The sequence below is a fragment of the Roseivivax isoporae LMG 25204 genome, from assembly GCF_000521865.1.
Lineage (GTDB): Bacteria > Pseudomonadota > Alphaproteobacteria > Rhodobacterales > Rhodobacteraceae > Roseivivax > Roseivivax isoporae.
Genome location: NZ_JAME01000034.1, coordinates 35,297 through 52,041, shown reverse-complemented (window position 1 = coordinate 52,041; position 16,745 = coordinate 35,297). Strand labels below are relative to the sequence as shown.

18 protein-coding genes are annotated in these 16,745 nt (G+C 70.3%); 3 read left to right on the top strand and 15 right to left on the bottom strand.

The features are described 5' to 3' along the window. The coding region (locus RISW2_RS18485) for an exodeoxyribonuclease VII large subunit (RefSeq protein WP_043773926.1) at window positions 1–386 on the top strand (386 nt) is incomplete at its 5' end. A gap of 99 nt (window positions 387–485) precedes the next feature. Here the strand turns inward: RISW2_RS18485 and RISW2_RS18480 are convergent. From RISW2_RS18480 to RISW2_RS18440, 9 genes are all read right to left on the bottom strand, one after another. Next, the gene (locus RISW2_RS18480) at window positions 486–2,681 is read right to left on the bottom strand and encodes a 3-hydroxyacyl-CoA dehydrogenase NAD-binding domain-containing protein (RefSeq protein WP_043773924.1); all 2,196 of its coding nucleotides are present in this window, start codon (window positions 2,679–2,681) and stop codon (window positions 486–488) included. A gap of 28 nt (window positions 2,682–2,709) precedes the next feature. Beyond that, window positions 2,710–3,921 (bottom strand): acetyl-CoA C-acetyltransferase, encoded by a 1,212-nt coding sequence (locus RISW2_RS18475; RefSeq protein ID WP_043773921.1) that lies wholly within the window; start codon window positions 3,919–3,921, stop codon window positions 2,710–2,712. 15 nt (window positions 3,922–3,936) lie between these two features. Next, window positions 3,937–4,578 (bottom strand): glutathione S-transferase family protein, encoded by a 642-nt coding sequence (locus RISW2_RS18470; RefSeq protein WP_043773919.1) that lies wholly within the window; start codon window positions 4,576–4,578, stop codon window positions 3,937–3,939. Between the two features lie 369 nt (window positions 4,579–4,947). Then, window positions 4,948–5,160, bottom strand: a complete 213-nt coding sequence (locus tag RISW2_RS18465) for a hypothetical protein (RefSeq protein WP_043773917.1) — start codon at window positions 5,158–5,160, stop codon at window positions 4,948–4,950. A 60-nt stretch (window positions 5,161–5,220) separates the two neighbouring features. Then, window positions 5,221–7,002, bottom strand: a complete 1,782-nt coding sequence (locus tag RISW2_RS18460; RefSeq protein WP_043773915.1) for an acyl-CoA dehydrogenase C-terminal domain-containing protein — start codon at window positions 7,000–7,002, stop codon at window positions 5,221–5,223. A 39-nt stretch (window positions 7,003–7,041) separates the two neighbouring features. Next, on the bottom strand, window positions 7,042–7,446 hold the full coding sequence (locus tag RISW2_RS18455; protein WP_043773913.1) for a MerR family transcriptional regulator: 405 nt from the start codon (window positions 7,444–7,446) through the stop codon (window positions 7,042–7,044). Window positions 7,447–7,657: 211 nt separating this feature from the next. After that, on the bottom strand, window positions 7,658–8,992 hold the full coding sequence (locus RISW2_RS18450; RefSeq protein ID WP_043773911.1) for an MATE family efflux transporter: 1,335 nt from the start codon (window positions 8,990–8,992) through the stop codon (window positions 7,658–7,660). Continuing rightward, window positions 8,985–9,494: a PaaI family thioesterase gene (locus RISW2_RS18445; protein ID WP_043773909.1), complete on the bottom strand. Its 510-nt coding sequence runs from the start codon at window positions 9,492–9,494 to the stop codon at window positions 8,985–8,987. Before RISW2_RS18445 ends, RISW2_RS18450 begins: the two co-directional genes overlap by 8 nt. Next, the gene (locus tag RISW2_RS18440) at window positions 9,491–9,916 is read right to left on the bottom strand and encodes a PaaI family thioesterase (protein WP_043773906.1); all 426 of its coding nucleotides are present in this window, start codon (window positions 9,914–9,916) and stop codon (window positions 9,491–9,493) included. Before RISW2_RS18440 ends, RISW2_RS18445 begins: the two co-directional genes overlap by 4 nt. Window positions 9,917–10,058: 142 nt before the next feature. Between RISW2_RS18440 and RISW2_RS18435 the strand changes: the two genes are divergently transcribed. Next, window positions 10,059–10,430 carry a MerR family transcriptional regulator gene (locus RISW2_RS18435; protein WP_043773905.1) on the top strand — a complete coding sequence of 124 codons (372 nt, stop codon included), beginning with the start codon at window positions 10,059–10,061 and terminating at the stop codon, window positions 10,428–10,430. Window positions 10,431–10,437: 7 nt separating this feature from the next. On the opposite strand, the gene RISW2_RS18430 is transcribed toward RISW2_RS18435, so the two are convergent. Genes RISW2_RS18430 through RISW2_RS18420 form a run of 3 tightly spaced genes read right to left on the bottom strand, consistent with a single transcriptional unit; the run spans window position 10,438 to window position 12,927 of the window. Then, window positions 10,438–11,412: a threonine ammonia-lyase gene (locus RISW2_RS18430; protein ID WP_043773903.1), complete on the bottom strand. Its 975-nt coding sequence runs from the start codon at window positions 11,410–11,412 to the stop codon at window positions 10,438–10,440. 10 nt (window positions 11,413–11,422) lie between these two features. Continuing rightward, window positions 11,423–12,244 (bottom strand): alpha/beta fold hydrolase, encoded by an 822-nt coding sequence (locus tag RISW2_RS18425; RefSeq protein ID WP_043773901.1) that lies wholly within the window; start codon window positions 12,242–12,244, stop codon window positions 11,423–11,425. After that, window positions 12,244–12,927: a haloacid dehalogenase type II gene (locus tag RISW2_RS18420; protein WP_043773898.1), complete on the bottom strand. Its 684-nt coding sequence runs from the start codon at window positions 12,925–12,927 to the stop codon at window positions 12,244–12,246. The genes RISW2_RS18425 and RISW2_RS18420 overlap by 1 nt, the downstream gene beginning before the upstream one ends. 146 nt (window positions 12,928–13,073) lie before the next feature. Here RISW2_RS18420 and RISW2_RS18415 point away from each other — a divergent pair, with 146 nt between their 5' ends. Next, complete coding sequence (locus RISW2_RS18415) at window positions 13,074–13,577, top strand: hypothetical protein (protein WP_043773896.1); 504 nt, start codon at window positions 13,074–13,076, stop codon at window positions 13,575–13,577. Between the two features lie 74 nt (window positions 13,578–13,651). Here the strand turns inward: RISW2_RS18415 and RISW2_RS18410 are convergent, their stop codons facing one another. The 3 genes from RISW2_RS18410 to RISW2_RS18400 are packed head-to-tail and all read right to left on the bottom strand — an operon-like array spanning window position 13,652 to window position 16,268. Further along, complete coding sequence (locus RISW2_RS18410) at window positions 13,652–14,395, bottom strand: TadE/TadG family type IV pilus assembly protein (protein ID WP_043773894.1); 744 nt, start codon at window positions 14,393–14,395, stop codon at window positions 13,652–13,654. 14 nt (window positions 14,396–14,409) lie between these two features. Beyond that, window positions 14,410–14,946, bottom strand: coding sequence for a TadE/TadG family type IV pilus assembly protein (locus RISW2_RS18405; protein WP_043773892.1), 537 nt, complete (start codon window positions 14,944–14,946; stop codon window positions 14,410–14,412). Beyond that, window positions 14,943–16,268 carry a pilus assembly protein TadG-related protein gene (locus tag RISW2_RS18400; RefSeq protein WP_244437642.1) on the bottom strand — a complete coding sequence of 442 codons (1,326 nt, stop codon included), beginning with the start codon at window positions 16,266–16,268 and terminating at the stop codon, window positions 14,943–14,945. The genes RISW2_RS18405 and RISW2_RS18400 overlap by 4 nt, the downstream gene beginning before the upstream one ends. Window positions 16,269–16,745 lie beyond the last annotated feature (477 nt).

Here is a 16,745-nt window from a genome sequence, read left to right as displayed (position 1 = left end):
GGCTCGCGGAGGCGCGCCGCGACCGCCTCGCGCGGCTCTCGGACCGGATCGCGCCGGGCCCGCTCGCCGACCGCCTCGCGCGGCGCGGCGAGCGGCTCTCGGATCTGGGGCGCCGGCTCGACGCCTGCTTCCGCGACGGCACCGCCGCGCGGCGCAGCACGCTCGACGCGCTCGAGCGGATCCGCGTCTCGCTCGGATACGAGGCGACGCTCGAGCGCGGCTTCGCGGTGGTGCGCGGCGACGGGCAGGTGGTCACCACCCGCGCTGCCGCCGCCGCCGCGTCCGGGCTCGAGATCCAGTTCCGCGACGGCCGCCTGCGCCTCGGTGGCACCGCGCCGAAGCCCGCGCCGCGCGCGCGCAAGCCCGAGCAGGGCTCGCTCTTCTGACACGCGAAGGGGCCGCCCGCAGGCGACCCCTCCCGTCTTCTTCTTGGCCGAAATATCCCGGGAGCGCGAGGGCAGCGCCCTCGCATCCCCACGGGCCGGTCAGGCCGCCGCGTCGGCCGGCGCGAAACGCCCATAGAAGCTCTGCCCCTTCTCGGCCAGATCCCGCAGGAGCGCGGGGCAGGCGAAGCGGTCGCCGTGCGCCGCGGCCAGCGCGTCGCAGCGCTCGGCCGCGTAGGGCGCGCCGACGATGTCGAGCCAGGAGAGCGGCCCGCCGGACCAGGGCGCGAAGCCCCAGCCGAGGATCGCGCCCACGTCGCCCTCGCGGATGTCCATGAGCACGCCCTCCTCGAGCGCGCGCACCGCCTCGAGCGCCTGCACGAAGAGCAGCCGCTCCTGCACCTCGGTCACCGCGGGCTGGTCGTCCGCCACCGGGAACTTCGCGGCGAGCCCCTGCCAGAGGCCCTGCCGCTTGCCCTTCTCGTCGTAGGCGTAGAACCCGGCCTTCGCCTTGCGGCCGAGCCGGCCCTCGCCCTCCATCCAGAAGATCACCGGATCCACGGCGCCGTCGGGATAGGCATCGCCCATGGCGGCCTTGGTCGCCCGCGCGATCTTGGCACCGAGGTCGATCGAGGTCTCGTCGACGAGCTGCAGCGGCCCGAGCGGCATGCCGACCTGCTTGGCCGCGTTCTCGATCAGCGCGGGCGCCACGCCCTCGGCCAGCATCCGGATCCCCTCGTTGATGTAGGGGATGATGCAGCGGTTGGCGTAGAAGAACCGCGCGTCGTTCACGACGATCGGCGTCTTGCGGATCTGGCGCACGAAGTCGAGCGCCTTGGCCACCGCCCGGTCGCCGGTCTCGCGGCCCCGGATGATCTCGACGAGCGCCATCTTCTCCACCGGTGAGAAGAAGTGGATGCCGATGAACTGCCCGGGCCGCACGCTCGCCTTGGCGAGCTCGGTGATCGGCAGGGTCGAGGTGTTGGTGGCGAAGATCGCGTCCTCGCCGATCACCGCCTCGACCTTCCGCGTCATCTCGGCCTTGACCGTCGGGTCCTCGAAGACCGCCTCGACGATCAGGTCGCAGCCCCTCAGATCCTCGACGGTGTCGGTGGGGGTGATGCGGCCGAGGACCTGCTCCTTCTTCTCGGGCGTCGCCTTCTTCTTGGCGATGCCCTGGTCCATGTAGGCCTCGGTATAGGTCCGGCCCTTCTCGGCCGCCTCCCTGTCGCGGTCGAGCAGCACCACCTCGATCCCGGCCTGCGCCGAGACGAGCGCGATGCCCGCCCCCATCATGCCCGCGCCGAGGATGCCGACCCGGGTGACCCGCTCGTCGGCCACGTCGGGCCGGACCGCGCCCTTCTCGAGCGCGGCCTTGTTGATGAAGAGCGACCGGATCATCGCCGACGAGGACGGGTTCATCAGCACGTGCGTGAACCAGCGCGCCTCGATCCTCAGCGCCGTGTCGAAGGGCACGAGCGCGCCCTCGTAGACCGCCGAGAGCAGCGCCTTGGCCGCCGGATAGACGCCCTGCGTCTTGCCGTTCACCATCGCCGAGGCGCCGACATAGGTCATGAAGCCCGCCGGGTGGTAGGGCGCGCCGCCCGGCATCTTGTAGCCCTTCTGGTCCCAGGGCTTGACGATGTCCGCGTCGGTCGCCGCGAGCACCCAGGCCCGCGCCGCCGCGACCGGGTCGGCCGCGACCTCGTCCACGAGCCCTGCCTTCTGCGCCCGGATCGGGTCCGAGAGCTTGCCCTCGAGCAGGAAGGGCGAGGCGGCCATGGCGCCCATCTTGCGCACGAGGCGCGTGGTGCCGCCGCCGCCGGGGAAGATCCCGACCATGATCTCGGGCAGGCCGATCTTGGCCTTGGGATCGGGCGTGACGAAGATGCGGTGGCAGGCGAGCGGCAGTTCGAGCCCGATGCCGAGCGCGGTGCCGGGCAGGGCGGCCGCGACCGGCTTTCCGCCCTTCAGGGTCTTCGGGTCCATGCCGGCGCGCTCGATCTTGCGCAGGGCGCGGTGCAGGCCCATCACGCCCTCGAAGAGCGCGCCCGCCGGGTCGTCGCCCGCGCCGTCGCGCATGGCCGCGATGGCGTTGAGGTCCATGCCCGCGGCGAAGCTGTCCTTGCCGCTGGTGATGACGATGCCCTTCACGGCGTCGTCGCCGAGCGCGTCGTCGATCAGCGTGTCGAGGTGGCGCGCGGCCTCCATCGACAGCACGTTCATGCTCTTGCCCGGGCAGTCCCAGGTGATGAGCGCGACGCCGTCGGCGCCCTTTTCCATGGTGAAGTCGGTCATTGTCGCTCTCCCGTTCCTGTCTGCCCGCTCACACCCGCTCGAGGATCGTCGCGGCGCCCATGCCCGAGGCGACGCAGAGCGTGGCGAGCCCGGTCTCCCGGTCCGACCGCTCCATCTCGTCGAGGAGCGTGCCGATGATGATGGCGCCGCTCGCGCCGAGCGGGTGGCCCATGGCGATGGCGCCGCCGTTCACGTTCAGCCTGCCGTGGTCGACGTCGAAGGCCTGCATGAAGCGCAGCACCACCGACGAGAACGCCTCGTTCACCTCGAAGAGGTCGATGTCGCCGACCGCCATGCCGCTCTCGCGCAGGATCTTCTCGGTGACCGGGACCGGGCCCGTCAGCATGATCGTGGGATCGGTGCCGATCTTCGCGGTGGCGCGGATGCGCGCGCGCGGCTTCAGCCCGTGCGCCTCGCCCCAGTCCTTCGAGGCCACGAGCACGCCCGCGGCGCCGTCCACGATGCCCGACGAGTTGCCGGCATGGTGGATGTGCTCGATCCGCTCGAGATGCGGATACTTGAGCAGCGCCACCTTGTCGAAGCCCGGCATGGTCTCGCCCATGTCCTTGAACGAGGGCTTGAGCGCACCCAGCGCCTGCATGTCGGTGCCGGGGCGCATGTACTCGTCGCGCTCGAGGATCGGCAGGCCGTTCACGTCGCGCACCACGTGGATCGACCTGGCGAAGCGGCCGGCCTCCCAGGCCGCCGCCGCTCGCTTCTGGCTCTCGACGGCGAAGGCGTCGGCCTCGTCGCGGGTGATGCCGTATTCGGTGGCGATGATGTCCGCCGAGATGCCCTGCGGCACGAAATAGCTGCGCATGGCGATCGAGGGGTCGACCGCGATCGCGGCGCCGTCCGAACCCATGGGCACGCGGCTCATCATCTCGACGCCGCCCGCGATGTAGGCGCCGCCCGCGCCGCCGCGCACCTGGTTCGCGGCGAGGTTCACGGCCTCCATCCCGCTCGCGCAGAAGCGGTTGATCGAGAGGCCCGGGATGGCCTCGTCGAGATCCGAGGCCAGCACAGCCGTCCGCGCGAGGCAGCCGCCCTGCTCGGCCACCTGCGTGGCATTGCCCCAGATCACGTCCTCGACCACGGGGCCCTCGAGCCCGTTGCGCGCCTTGAGCCCGTTCAGCACCTCGGCCGAGAGCCGCGCCGCGGTGACCTCGTGCAGCGCGCCGTCGGCGCGGCCCTTGCCGCGCGGGGTGCGGATGGCGTCGTAGATGTAGGCATCGGTCATCGGTGGCCTCCTTGGTCAGTCTTGCGACGCGCGGTAGGCGCGCGGCATCAGGTCGTAGGGATGTTTCCAGCCCGGCAGGCCGGACAGGCGGTCGAGCCAGGCGTCGATCGCGGGCCACTCGGCCCGCGCGAAGCCGAAGGGCTCGGGATAGAAGAGATAGCCGCAGCAGGTGAGGTCCGCATTGGTGACGCCGTCCCCCACGATCCAGTCGCGCCCAGCGAGATGCGCGTCGAGCACCTGGTAGGCGCTGCGCAACCGGTTCGCCGTGAAGTCGATGACCTCGGCCGGGCGCTTGTCCTCGGGCAGGAAGTTCATCAGGAACCGCAGCATGCCTGCCTGCGAGGACAGCTTGTGATTGTCCCAGAACTGCCAGCGCAGGATCTCGCGCGCCTCGGCCGCGTCGGCGCCGCCGAACCGGCCGGTCCGGTCGCTGACATAGCCCTGGATCACCGCCGACTGGGTGAGCCGCGTGTCGCCGTCCTCGAGCACCGGCGCCTCGCCCATGGCGTTCACGCCCTCGCGGTAGGCGGCCTCTCGTGTCGCGCCGGCGAAGAAGTCGACGAGGACGGGCTCCCAGTCGAGCCCGGAAAGCTCGAGCGCGAGCGCCGCCTTGTAGGAATGTCCGGATTCGCCGAAGCAGTGCAGCTTGATCGTCATGCGATGTCCCTTTCGCTGTCACGGGCGGAGCGTGCGGATGCCTCCGGCGGGGATATTTCTGCCAAGAAGAAGCGGCGACGCGGCCCGGCTAACCGGCCGTTAAGGTTAACGGCGCTAGGCTGCGGTCGCGGTACAGGCTGGGAAGCCGATGACCGCCCAAGGAGAAGCCCCGCCGATCCGCCTGCGTTCCGCCGAGCGGTCGGGCCGGTCGGCGGGGTGGACCGGCTGCTGCCCGCGCTGTCGCTTGAGGGTCCGATGAACGGTCCGTCTTCTTCTTGGTGAAAATATCCCCGCCCGAGGCGGCCCGACACCACGGCCCGGCGCGGCGTCCGGAGGGGGCGTCCGGTTGGGTTCATCGTCGCGGCCTCCCTACCGCTTGCGTGCGTCGAGCCCGGCATTGAAGAGCCGCAGCCGGTGCGTGAGCGCCTCGTGGTCGGTCACGCTGTCGAAATGCTCGAAGAGGAAGGACAGCGCCTCGCCCTCGTCGAGCCCCGCCTCCTGGGCGAACCGGCGCAGCCTGCGGTGCGCGTCCTCCGTCATGGCCACGGGAAAGCGGCGGGTCAGGCGGAAGCGCTTGGGCATCGGCTCGCTCCTGTCGATCGGGGTCCCGCGGCGTCGGGCCGCCGCGGGGCCACACTCGTCTCAGAAATGCGCCGCGTCCAGTTCCATCACCGGCGCCGCACCGCTCTCGATGCGCTTGAGGTGCATGCCCGTCGCGGGCAGCTGGCGCGCCATGTAGTAGCGCCCGGTGGCGAGCTTGGCGGCGTAGAAGTCCTTGTCGCTCGCGCCGGCGTCGAGCGCCGCGCGGGCCGCGACCGCCATCCGTGCCCACATGAGCCCGAGGCAGACATGCCCGAAGAGGTGCATGAAGTCGTAGGAGCCCGCGAGCGCCGCGTTCGGGTTCTTCATGCCGTTCTGCATGAAGAACATGCCGGCCGCCTGCAGGTCCTTCGACGCGGCCTTGAGCGGCTCGAGGAAGTCGCGGTCGAGGCTCTCGTCGCGGCCTTTGTGGTCGGCCACGAAGGACTTGACCATGTCGAAGAAGGCCATGACGTGCTTGCCGCCGTCCTGGGCGAGCTTGCGGCCCACGAGGTCGAGCGCCTGCACGCCGTTCGCGCCCTCGTAGATCATCGCGATCCGGGCGTCGCGGGCGAATTGCGACATGCCCCATTCCTCGATGTAGCCGTGACCGCCATAGACCTGCTGCGCCTGGGTGGCGAACTCGAAGCCCTTGTCGGTGAGGAAGCCCTTGATGACCGGGGTGAGCAGCGAGATCAGCCCCTCGGCAGCGGCGTCCTCGTTGCGGTGCGCGCGGTCGATCATCTGTGCGCCCCAGAAGACGAAGGCGCGCGCGCCCTCGACGAAGCTCTTCTGGTCCATGAGGTTGCGGCGGATGTCGGGATGCACGATCAGCGGATCGGCCGGGCCGTCGGGGTTCTTGGCGCCGGTCACGTCCCGGCCCTGCAGCCGGTCGCGGGCGTAGTCGAGCGCGTTCTGGAACGCCACCTCGGCCTGCGCGTAGCCCTGCAGCCCCACGCCGAGCCGCGCCTCGTTCATCATGGTGAACATCGCGCGCATGCCCTTGTGGGCCTCGCCCAGCAGGTACCCCGTCGCGCCGTCGTAGTTCATGACGCAGGTGGAGTTGCCGTGGATGCCCATCTTCTCCTCGATCTTGCCCACCGAGACGCCGTTGCGGTCGCCGAGGCTGCCGTCCTCGTTCACCAGGAACTTGGGCACGATGAAGAGCGACACGCCCTTGATGCCGTCGGGCCCGCCGGGGATCTTGGCGAGCACGAGGTGGATGACGTTGTCGGACATGTCGTGGTCGCCCGCCGAGATGAAGATCTTTTGCCCGGTGATGCGGTAGCTGCCGTCCTCCTGCGGTTCGGCCTTGGTGCGCATGAGCCCGAGATCGGTGCCGCAATGGGGTTCGGTCAGGTTCATGGTGCCGGTCCAGGCGCAGGTCACCATGTTCGGCAGGTAGGTCGCCTTCTGGGCGTCGGTGCCGTGGGTGTGGATCGCCGAGTAGGCGCCGTGGGTCAGGCCCGGATACATGTTGAACGCCATGTTCGCCGCCGAGAACTGTTCGCCCACCGCGGTGGCGATCACGTAGGGCAGGCCCTGGCCGCCATAGTCGGGATCGCAGTCGAGGGCGGTCCAGCCACCCTCGCGCATCTGGTCGAACGCCTCGCGGAACCCCTTGGGCGTCCGCACCACGCCGTTCTCGAGCACGCAGCCCTCGGTGTCGCCCACGGGGTTGAGCGGCGCCAGGACGTTCTCGGCGAGCTTCGCGGCCTCGTCCAGGATGGCGCCGGTCGTGTCGGCGTCCATCTCCTCGTAGCCGGGAATGTCCTGCTCGTGCACCTTCAGGACCTCGTGCAGCACGAAGCCCATGTCCTTGGTCGGCGCGCGGTAGATCGGCATGTGGGTGTCTCCTCCGGGGTCTGCGGTCGTCGGTTCAGGTCACTCTGCGGCCTTCTTCGGCTCGGAGAGCGAGGACAGCATCTTCTCGCCCCACCGCATCTGCTCCTCGAGCTCGGCGATGGCGTCGTTCAGCTCGTCGCGCTGGGCGATCATCTCGCCGAGGCGCTGACGGGCGATCTCGTAGGTGCGCGACAGCTGCGTCGCCTGCGCGTCGCCCACGTCGTAGAGGTCGAGCAGCTGGCGGATTTCCTCGAGGCTGAAGCCGAAGCGCTTGCCGCGCAGGATCAGCTTGAGGCGGGCGCGGTCGCGCTTGGTGAAAAGGCGCTTCTGGCCTTCGCGGATCGGAAACAGCAGTTCCTTCGACTCGTAGAAACGAAGCGTCCGCGGCGTCACCTCGAAGGCGTCGCACATCTGGCGGATCGTCATGGTCGCGTCGTCGGTCATCGTGTCGGGCCTTTGTCTCGTCGGGTTGAACGGCGACGAGATGATGAACTCCGGCACGTCTTACAATGGCTGATGACGTTGACGTAAGTTCAACGTCACGTCACTTTTTCGCTGACGTAAGATCATCGCCGAAGACCGCCCGCGGGGGCAATTTTCTTTCCGTGGCGTCAGGCGATTGTGGCCGTTTCGGGGCGCCCTGACCGGGCCCGCGTCAGGCGGCCGCGCGCTCGAGCGCGGGATAGCGCACGGCGAGAGTCGCGGCGCGGAAGACGAAGCTCAGGAGCATCGCCGCCCAGAGACCGTGCATGCCGAAGGCGGGCACGAGGACGAGGAGGGCCGCGAAATAGGCGGCGGTCGCCACGGCCATCATGTTGCGCATGTCGGCGGTGCGCGTCGCGCCGATGAAGATGCCGTCGAGCATCCAGGCGGCGAGGCCCAGCACCGGCGCCGCCGCGACCCAGGGCAGGTACTGGCGCGCGGCCTCCTGTACCGGGGGCACGTCGGCCATGAGGTCGATCATCCAGGGCCCGGCGAACCAGAAGAACGCCGCAAGCAGCACGCAGACGACCCCGGCCCAGAGGCTCGAGAGCACCGAGGCGCGGCGGAGCGTCGCCACCGCCCGCGCCCCCAGCGCCTGGCCCACCATCGCCTCTGCGGCGAAGGCGAAGCCGTCGAGCGCGTAGGCGGTGATCTGCAGGAACTGCACCAGCACCTGCGTCGCGGCGAGGGTCACGTCGCCGAAATCCGACGCGAACAGCAGGAAGGACAGGAAGATCGACTGCAGCAGCAGCGACCGCACGAGGATGTCGCCGTTGACCTGCGCCATGCGCACGAGTTTCACCCGGTCGAAGACCCGCGGCCAGTCGCGCCAGGCCGGCACGCGGAACGCCGTCCGGCAGAGCCAGAGGCCGACCGCGAGGCCCGACCATTCCGCGATGAAGGTGGCGACCGCCACGCCCTCCACGCCCCAGCCGAGCCCGAGGACGAACCAGAGGTCGAGCACGATGTTGACGCCGTTCATCCAGACCTGCAGCGCCAGGACCGCGCCGGTGCGTTCCTGCGCGATGAGCCAGCCGAGAAGGCCGAAGATCGCGATCGCCGCGGGCGCCGACCAGATGCGGATCGACATGTAGGACCGCGCCAGCGTCTCGACCTCGGCCGATGCGGGCGAGACGCGGAAGGCAAGGGCGAAGATCAGGGGCTTCAGCACGATGAGCGCCACGCCCGCCGCGAGGCCGATCATCAGCACGCGGGTCAGGATCGCCGCCACCTCGGCGCGGTTGCCCTCGCCGCCGGCCTGCGCGGCGAGGCCCGTCGTGCCCATCCGCAGGAAGGAGAAGATCCAGTAGATCGCGGTGATCATGACCGCGCCGACGCCGACGGCGCCGATGGGCGCGGCCTCGCCGATCTGGCCGACGACGCCGGTGTCGACGGCGCCGAGGATCGGCACCGTGGCGTTCGACAGCACGATCGGCAGCGCGATCGCCAGCACGCGGCGGTGCGTGACGTCGCGCGGCGCGGCCAGTGGTGCGGCGGTCTCAGCCATCGGGCCGCGGCATCAGGAAATGCGCCGTCGCCTGCGCCATCGGGCGGTCGCGGTTGTCCTGCCACGCCTCGGCCTGCACGCTGGCATAGCGCCGGCCCGACCGGGTGACGCGGGCGCGGGCATAGGCGTCGCGCGGCAGGCCCGAGCGCAGGTAGTCCACGGTGAAGTCGATGGTCTTGGGCAGGCGGGGCAGCGTGCCGGCCTCGAGGTCCTCGAGTTTCAGCGCGCCCGATTCCACGTCCTCCCAGAGCCACACGTAGGACAGCGAGATGATCGCCGTGACCTCGAGGAAGGCGGCGGTCACCCCGCCGTGGATCGCGGGCAGGAACGGGTTGCCGATGAGCTCGTCTCGGAAGGGCAGGAGGGCGGTCAGCTCGTCGCCCCGCCGGTCGAAGCGGATGCCGAGGAAGGCGATGTAGGGCACGCGGTCGGCGAGCGCCGTCAGCGCCGCGTCGCGCCGCTGCTTGACCACCTGCACGGGTTCGGGCGGACGGCGGGTCATGACGTCTGCTCGACGGTGAAGGCGCCGGTTGCGGTGGCGACCGGGCGGTCGCGGTCGTCGTCCATGGCGACCGCGCGCACGAAGGCCACGGCGCGCGTGATGTGGTGGCAGGTCGCCTCGGCGACGATGGTCTGGCCGGGTGTCGCACCGCGCATGTACTCGATCCGCAGGTCGATCGTCGCGGTCGCCGCGGGGCTCGCGGGATGCGACATCACCGCCGCGCCGCCGCAGGTGTCCATGAGTGCCGAGACCGCGCCGCCATGGATCACGCCGGTCTGCGGATCGCCGACGAGGTGGGGTGCGTAGGGCATCTCGATGCGCGCGAATCCGTCGCCGATCTCGGTGATCTTCATGTCGAGCGCCCGCGCATGCGGGATCGCGTCGATGAACTGGCGGGCGATGCGGGCCTTGTCGGCAGTCATGGGTGAAACCTGTGGCGCTCGGGTCGGGCCTTTATGTGCACGGGGGCCGCGCGAGGGCAAGGAGCGGCGGTGCTCCGCTCAGGACGGTTGCCCCCGCGGACGGGAACGCCTATTCCTCGCGCAGTCACACGCGGGAAGTGCGATGCAGGAAAACCGCCTCAGCTTCAAGGAGATGTGCGCGAAGTTCGACGTGACGCCGCGGACCTTGCGGTATTACGAGTACATCGAGCTTCTGCAGCCAGAGCGCGAGGGCCGCGCGCGGTATTACGGCCCGCGCGAGGTCGCGCGCATGACGCTGATCCTGCGCGGCCGCCGCTTCGGGTTCCAGCTCGAGGACATCCGGCAATGGCTGCTGATCTACGAGAAGGAAGGCACCGAGGCGCAGATGCGCGCGTGGGTGGCGCTGGCCGACCGCCAGCTGGCCGAGCTCGACGAGCAGCGCCGCCAGCTGGACCGCGCCATGGACGAACTGCGGGCGCTGCGCGACGAGACGGCGGCCGAACTGGGCGGCTAGGCCGCGCTCAGCTTCCGGCGAAGTCGAGCGCGCGGGCGAAGACGCCCGGATCGACATTGCCGCCCGAGATCGTCACGATCACCGTCTCGGCCGCGATCTCGTCGGCTCGGAAGAGCGCCGCGGCGAGCGCCACCGCGCCGCCGGGTTCCGCCACCACCTTGAGCCGGTCCCAGGCCACCGCCATCGCGCGCAACACCTCGTCGTCGTCCACCGCGAGCCCCGGACCCGCGAGCCGCTGCAGCACCGGGAAAGTCAGGTCACCCGGCTGCGGCGTCAGGATCGCGTCGCAGAGGCCCGTGCCGGTCGCGCCGTGGCCCGTGATGCGCCCGGCCGCGAGCGAGCGGCGCACGTCGTCGAAGGCCGTGGGCTCGGCCGTGCGCACCCGGTAGCGCGGCGCGTCGGCCTCGAGCGCGAGCGCGATGCCCGCTGCGAGCCCGCCGCCGCCGCAGCAGACGATCACCTCGGCCTCGTCGATCCCGAGCGCGCGCGCCTCGGCGGCGATCTCGAGCCCGGTGGTGCCCTGGCCCGCGATCACCTCGGGGTCGTCGAACGGGCGCACGAGCGTCAGCGCGCGCGACGTCGCGAGCTCGGCGCCGATCGCGTCGCGGTCGTCGGTCGCGCGGTCGTAGAGGATGACCTCGGCGCCGAGCCCGCGGGTGTTCTCGATCTTCACCTCGGGCGCGTCGCGCGGCATCACGATCACCGCGGGCACGCCGGCCTCGCGTGCGGCGAGCGCGACGCCCTGGGCGTGGTTCCCGGACGAATAGGCCAGCACGCCGCGCGCGCGCATCTCGGGCGCGAGCGCGCTCAGAGCCGCGCTCGCCCCGCGATACTTGAAGCTGCCCGTATGCTGCAGGCATTCCGGTTTCACCAGCACGCGCCGGCCCGCGATCTCGTCGAGGAAGGGCGAGGACAGGAGCGGCGTGGCGCGCAGCGTTCCGTTCAGGCGCGCGGCGGCGGCGCGGATGCGGTCGATGTCCAAGGGGAAAGCCTCAGCGCAGCATCGCGAGCCAGCGGTCGAGCGCGTCGACCGCCTCGGGCTCGTCGAGGAAGGGGATATGGCCGCGGTCGGGGACCACGGCGGCGATCATGTCCGGGCGGCGGGCCCGCATCTCGGCGAAGGTGGCCGCCGACAGAAGGTTCGAGTTCGCGCCGCGGATCGCGCAGAGCGGCAGGCCCTTCAGCGCGTCGAAGAGCGGCCAGAGGTCGGCCGCGGGCTGCGCGCCCGCGCCCAGGACGGCGTCGCGCAGCCGCGGGTCGTAGGGGATGGTCAGCCCTTCGGGCCCCTCGCGGTAGAGCGTGCGCACCTCGGCCGCCCATCGTTCGGGCGGCACGTTGTCAAAGCCCGCCATGACCGAGGGGCGCGCGGCCGCGGCCTCCTCGTAGGTCTTCCAGACCGGGTTCCGGCCGAGATAGCCGCGGATCACCTCGAGCCCGTCCTCGGCGATCTCGGGGCCGATGTCGTTCAGTGCCACGCCCATGAGCCGGTCGCGAGCGGTTGCGGCGAGCATCATCGCGATGAGCCCCCCGCGCGAGGTGCCGAGGATCGCGGCCTGCGCGAGGCCCAGATGGTCGAGCAGTACGACCGCGTCGCGCGCCTCGACAGGGATGGTGTAGGTCGCCGGGTCGGCCCAGTCGGACTGCCCGCGACCGCGGTAATCGGGGCGGATCAGACGCAGGCCCGCGAGGTGCGGCATGGCGTAGTCGAAATCGTGGTGGTCGCGCGTGAGCCCGGCCAGGCAGAGAAGCGGCAGGCCCTCGCCCTCGTCCGCGTAATGCAGGCGGGTTCCGTCGGACGCGGTGAAGTGCGGCATCAGGCGGCAAGCTCCGGCAGGGTCGAGAGGTCGGCCAGCACATGGGCGGGACGGTGCGGCAGGCGTTCGACCGGCTGGCCCGCCCGGTTGGCCCAGACCGTGACGAAGCCGTAGCCCGCCGCCGCGGCGGCATCCCAGCCGTTCGAGGACACGAAGAGCACCTCGGAGGGCGTGCAGCCGAAGCGCTGGCCCACGAGGTCGTAGACCGCGCGGGCAGGCTTGAAGATGCCGACGCTTTCGACCGACAGGACCGCGTCGAGCGCCTCGCCGATCCCCGCGGCGCGGACCGCGCCGTCGAGCATCTCGGGATTGCCGTTCGACAGGATGGCGGTGGCCTTGCCGGCCGCGCGCAGGGCCGCGAGCATGTCCGGCACCTCGGGATAGGCGTCGAGCTGCCAGTAGAGCGCGAGCAGGCGCTCGCGCAGCTCCGCGTCGCCGTCGAGGTGGTGCCGTTCCATCGCCCAGTCGAGCGCGTCCATGGTCACGGTCCAGAACGTCGTGTGCTCGCCGGTCACGGCGCGCAGCCACGTGTATTGCAGCTGCCGGTCGCGCCAGTCCGCGGCGAGTGCCGGCCAGGTGGCGGCAAGGGCCTCGCGGCCCGGTTCGGCGGCGGCGCGGCGCGCGGCCGCGGCCACGTCGAAGAGCGTTCCGTAGGCGTCGAAGACGCAGGTGGTGATGGCCATGGATGTCCGTTCCGGCGTGGGGTGACCGGGTCGACACTGGCACGCGGCGCGGCCGAGGAAAAGCCGCGATGCGGGCGTCGCGCGCTGTTCCCCCCGCGGCCGAAGCGCGCTACGGCAGGGTCACGGCAGAGAGGCGGGAGGCAGGGATGCAGGACGGCGCGCACGGGCGGGAGGGCCCGGACGGGGACACGGTGATCGCCACGCTGTCGGCCTCGGCGGCACGGCGCTGGCTCGGGGTCGGCGCACTGCTGACGCTCGGGGGCATGTTGCTGGCGCTCGCGGCCGGCACCCCCATGGCGGCGGGCTGGCGGGTCGTCTTCCTGGCCGCGGGCGGGCTCGTGCTCTGGGCCGCCGCACGGATGGAGGGTGCCACGCGCGGCGTGCTGGAGCTGACGCCGCGCGAGCTGCGAGAGCGGGACGGCGACATCATCGCGCGCCTCGACGAGGTCGTCCGGGTCGACCGCTCGATGTTCGCGATAAAGCCGTCGAACGGGTTCCTGCTGACGCTCTCGGCCCCCGGCCGGCGGGCGTGGCGGCCGGGCCTCTGGTGGCGGCTCGGGCGGCGGGTGGCCATCGGCGGGGTGACGCCCGGCTCGCAGTCGCGTCCCATGGCGGACGCCATCGCGCTCCTGATCGCCGAGAGGGACTGACGCGGCCCGCAGAACGGCACGGGCCGCGCCGGCTTGCGCCGTGCGGCCCGTTTCCCTGATCCTGCGCTGGCCCGTCAGGCGCCGCCGGAATTGCCCGGCTCGACATTGGCGCCGCCGTCGACGTTGTCCTGGCAGCTCTGCGAGGATTGGCCCTCGTCGTAGTTCTCGGCGTTGTTGTTGCACAGCGAATTGCCGGGCGCGTCCTGGTCGCCGTTGCCCCAGCCGTTGTTCTGGTTGCTGCCCGAGGTGCCGTCGGCTCCCTCGAACAGGATCTGCGGGGCGAAGCGGGGCCGCGTGAACGAATAGGTGCGGATGTCGAAGGGCGAGAGTCCCGCCTTGAACACCGGCTCGTGGTCGGACCAGGTCTGCACGAGGATCACCTCGTCGTTGCGCGCCATCAGCGGCAGCGGCATCACCTCGGGATCGATGGTGCCGGACAACGGCTGGAACGCGCCGCGCGCCTCGGACCACACGACCTCGTAGCGGGCGTTGCCGCCGTTGCGGTTCGACAGGAACTGGACGACCGTGATGCGCAGGTCGACCTTGCTGGCCGGCTTGCCGATCATCTCGAGCGCGAGCCGGTAGGTGTTGTCGATATACGCGTCGTCGATCGGATCGGTCTCGCGCGAGATCATGTCGCCGATGGTGTAGTTCACCTTCTGGTCGATCGACTGCTCGCGGCTGACGTCGAACCAGACCCACACGGCGCCGAGCAGCCACAGGAGGACCGGCAGCACGATCATCGCCTCGGTGGTGATGTATCCGTCCTCGTCGCGACCGAAGCGCGCGAGGCGGGGCGGCAGGGATGTCTTCCTCATCGCTCTCATGCTCCTCAGATCGGTTCCTGGACGAACGCCGCCTTGGCGACGAGCACGCTGTAGCCGGCGGCGTCCGTGGACAGCGCCGAGCCGAGGCCCGTCGCGGGCGAGATCGGCTGGTACTTGAAGCAGGCGCGCAGCATCATCAGCTCGTTCTCCCGGCCGTATTCGAACGAGACGACGGGCTGCACCTCTTCCGCGGTGTCGATGCACTGGATGACAGGGTCCGGGTCCGACCAGTCGCGGATGTTGAGCCGCACCATCTCGAGCCGCAGGGTCTGGCTGCAGTCGGGCAGGATCTCGGCGCGGTCGCAGATCGCGGCCTTGATCGAATCGTGGTCGTAGACCGTGCCGGTGCCGAGTCGGATGTCGCGCACCGTCTGGTCGAGCGCCCGTTCGAGCGCCGTCGAGCGGGCAGAGACGGCGCCGAGCTCGATGCCCGAGATCATGAGCGCGGTGAACACCGGCAGCCAGAGGGCGAAGGGAACGACCATCGAGCCGTCCTCGTCGTCCCGGAACCGCCGGAACGCGGATGTGACGCAGCGGATCATTGGGTGAGCCTCAGCTGGTTGATGGCGCGGGCGATGGAGTAGAAGGCGTTCTCGATCTCGATGCCCTCGACCCGGTAGAAGTGGGCCGGCGAGGACGCGCAGCGCTTCATCACGTCGGCACCATGGTCGGTGACCTCGAAGCCGATCGACCAGATGACGATCCCGTTCTCCTTCGCCGCGTCGCAGATGTTGCCGAGCAGGCTGTCCCCGAGCGTCGCGTTGTATTTCTGGTAGTAGAACGAGTTCCAGTAATACGAGTTCACACTGCGCTGCAGGTAGTACCAGAGGTTGTAGCTGGCCCAGTGCGCGACCTCGGACTGCGTGTCGTAGGCCCAGTCCGACAGCCGGTAGGACCGGTCGTGCTGGCCGTCGGTCATCAGCACCACGGTCTTGAGCGTGTTGACATCGTTGTAGTTGGCGGGCCGCCCGACGAAGGCCGCGTCGGCATCGCCGTCCGAGGCGAGCGCGCTCACGATGCCCCGGGTCGAGGGGTCGAGCAGCGCCGCGCCCCACTTCATCCCGAGGAAGATCGACGTCCCGGCGCGCGGCTGCAGGCTGTTGATCTGCGCCTTGAGGTCGGCGGGGTCCTGGCTGAACGCCTGGATCTGCTCGTACTGGTAGCGCGGGCAGATGGTGTCGCGCAGCGTGTTCTGGCCGAAGAAGTTCCACTGGAAGTGCTGCACCTGCTGGTAGGTCAGCCGCGTGTCGAGCTCGGTCGAGCCGAACGCCGAATCCGGGAATTCGAGGCAGTAGGAATAGCCGTGGCGCCAGTTCACGTTGAGCTGGCCGGTGATGGCGGGGCCGGCGTTGACGTGTTCGGAATAGGGCACGATCGACACCGAGACGAGGCCGTCGTTCTCGGGCACGAGGACGGTGTCGATGAACGTCTCCGCCGCGGTGCGGAGGTTCGCCATCTTGTTGTTGTCCTTCATGGACCCCGAGATGTCGAGGACCATGGAGATCTCGACGTTCGCGATGCGCTCCTCGGCGGTCGCGGACCCCTCGGCGCGGAGCGAGGTCACGCCCAGCAGTTCGGTGAAGTTCGACGGCATCGTCATGGACGCCGTCCCGCTGACCTGCTTGAAGTTGATGCCCTGGTCGACGGTGACGTCGGTCAGCGCGTCCGGCATCGACATCTTCTCGAAGTAGTCGCGCACGACCACCTCGGGTTCGATGATCTGCTCGAGGTCCGCCGCGGCGAGCACCGCGCGGTCGAGGGTGTTCTGGATCTTGTTGCGCTTGACCTCCGTGTGCATCAGGTCGATCCCGATGCCGCCGAAGGCGATGAGAACCACGGACGCGGCGATCGCGACCCACGACATCGCGCCGTCCTCGTCCCCGATGAAACCGCAGGTCCCGGTCCGCAGACGTCCCAGCACCGCACGGACGCCGGTCGCCCCTGGGGCGCGCCGGGCCGAAGGCTCGTGCTCTCTCATGCTGTACCTTTCCCCCCGCGCCGCGACGCGGGGACACACACTGACTCTTTATGGTTAAGACGCCGGGAAAAACGGAGCTGTGGCGTCTTTGACTGATCGAACGTAGTGCCCGACCAACGGGGCGGAATTTGGGCGCGTGCCGGTGAATCCTGCCGCCACAATTTCCGCCAGAGCGACAAAGCCGGGTGCGGCGGCCGCTCTGTCGGGCAGGGCGCGACAGCGGCGGCATGCGGGCCCCCTGCGCCCCGTCCCGTGCGACTCGCGCCGGGCGAGATTGTCACTGCAGCGACGTGTGACCTGCGCTAGGGTCGGTCCCGTGACCGCCGCCCCCGACCGGGGCGCGCGGGCCGAGGGACGAGGACC

Coding starts and splice junctions, on each gene's coding strand:
- RISW2_RS18410 (WP_043773894.1), bottom strand. CDS start 14,395: ATGAGGAAGACATCCCTGCCGCCCCGCCTCGCGCGCTTCGGTCGCGAC.
- RISW2_RS18400 (WP_244437642.1), bottom strand. CDS start 16,268: ATGTCGTGGGTCGCGATCGCCGCGTCCGTGGTTCTCATCGCCTTCGGC.
- RISW2_RS18435 (WP_043773905.1), top strand. CDS start 10,059: ATGCAGGAAAACCGCCTCAGCTTCAAGGAGATGTGCGCGAAGTTCGAC.
- RISW2_RS18470 (WP_043773919.1), bottom strand. CDS start 4,578: ATGACGATCAAGCTGCACTGCTTCGGCGAATCCGGACATTCCTACAAG.
- RISW2_RS18465 (WP_043773917.1), bottom strand. CDS start 5,160: ATGCCCAAGCGCTTCCGCCTGACCCGCCGCTTTCCCGTGGCCATGACG.
- RISW2_RS18480 (WP_043773924.1), bottom strand. CDS start 2,681: ATGACCGACTTCACCATGGAAAAGGGCGCCGACGGCGTCGCGCTCATC.
- RISW2_RS18415 (WP_043773896.1), top strand. CDS start 13,074: ATGCAGGACGGCGCGCACGGGCGGGAGGGCCCGGACGGGGACACGGTG.
- RISW2_RS18445 (WP_043773909.1), bottom strand. CDS start 9,494: ATGACCCGCCGTCCGCCCGAACCCGTGCAGGTGGTCAAGCAGCGGCGC.
- RISW2_RS18460 (WP_043773915.1), bottom strand. CDS start 7,002: ATGCCGATCTACCGCGCGCCGACCAAGGACATGGGCTTCGTGCTGCAC.
- RISW2_RS18420 (WP_043773898.1), bottom strand. CDS start 12,927: ATGGCCATCACCACCTGCGTCTTCGACGCCTACGGAACGCTCTTCGAC.
- RISW2_RS18455 (WP_043773913.1), bottom strand. CDS start 7,446: ATGACCGACGACGCGACCATGACGATCCGCCAGATGTGCGACGCCTTC.
- RISW2_RS18450 (WP_043773911.1), bottom strand. CDS start 8,992: ATGGCTGAGACCGCCGCACCACTGGCCGCGCCGCGCGACGTCACGCAC.
- RISW2_RS18440 (WP_043773906.1), bottom strand. CDS start 9,916: ATGACTGCCGACAAGGCCCGCATCGCCCGCCAGTTCATCGACGCGATC.
- RISW2_RS18405 (WP_043773892.1), bottom strand. CDS start 14,946: ATGATCCGCTGCGTCACATCCGCGTTCCGGCGGTTCCGGGACGACGAG.
- RISW2_RS18475 (WP_043773921.1), bottom strand. CDS start 3,921: ATGACCGATGCCTACATCTACGACGCCATCCGCACCCCGCGCGGCAAG.
- RISW2_RS18425 (WP_043773901.1), bottom strand. CDS start 12,244: ATGCCGCACTTCACCGCGTCCGACGGAACCCGCCTGCATTACGCGGAC.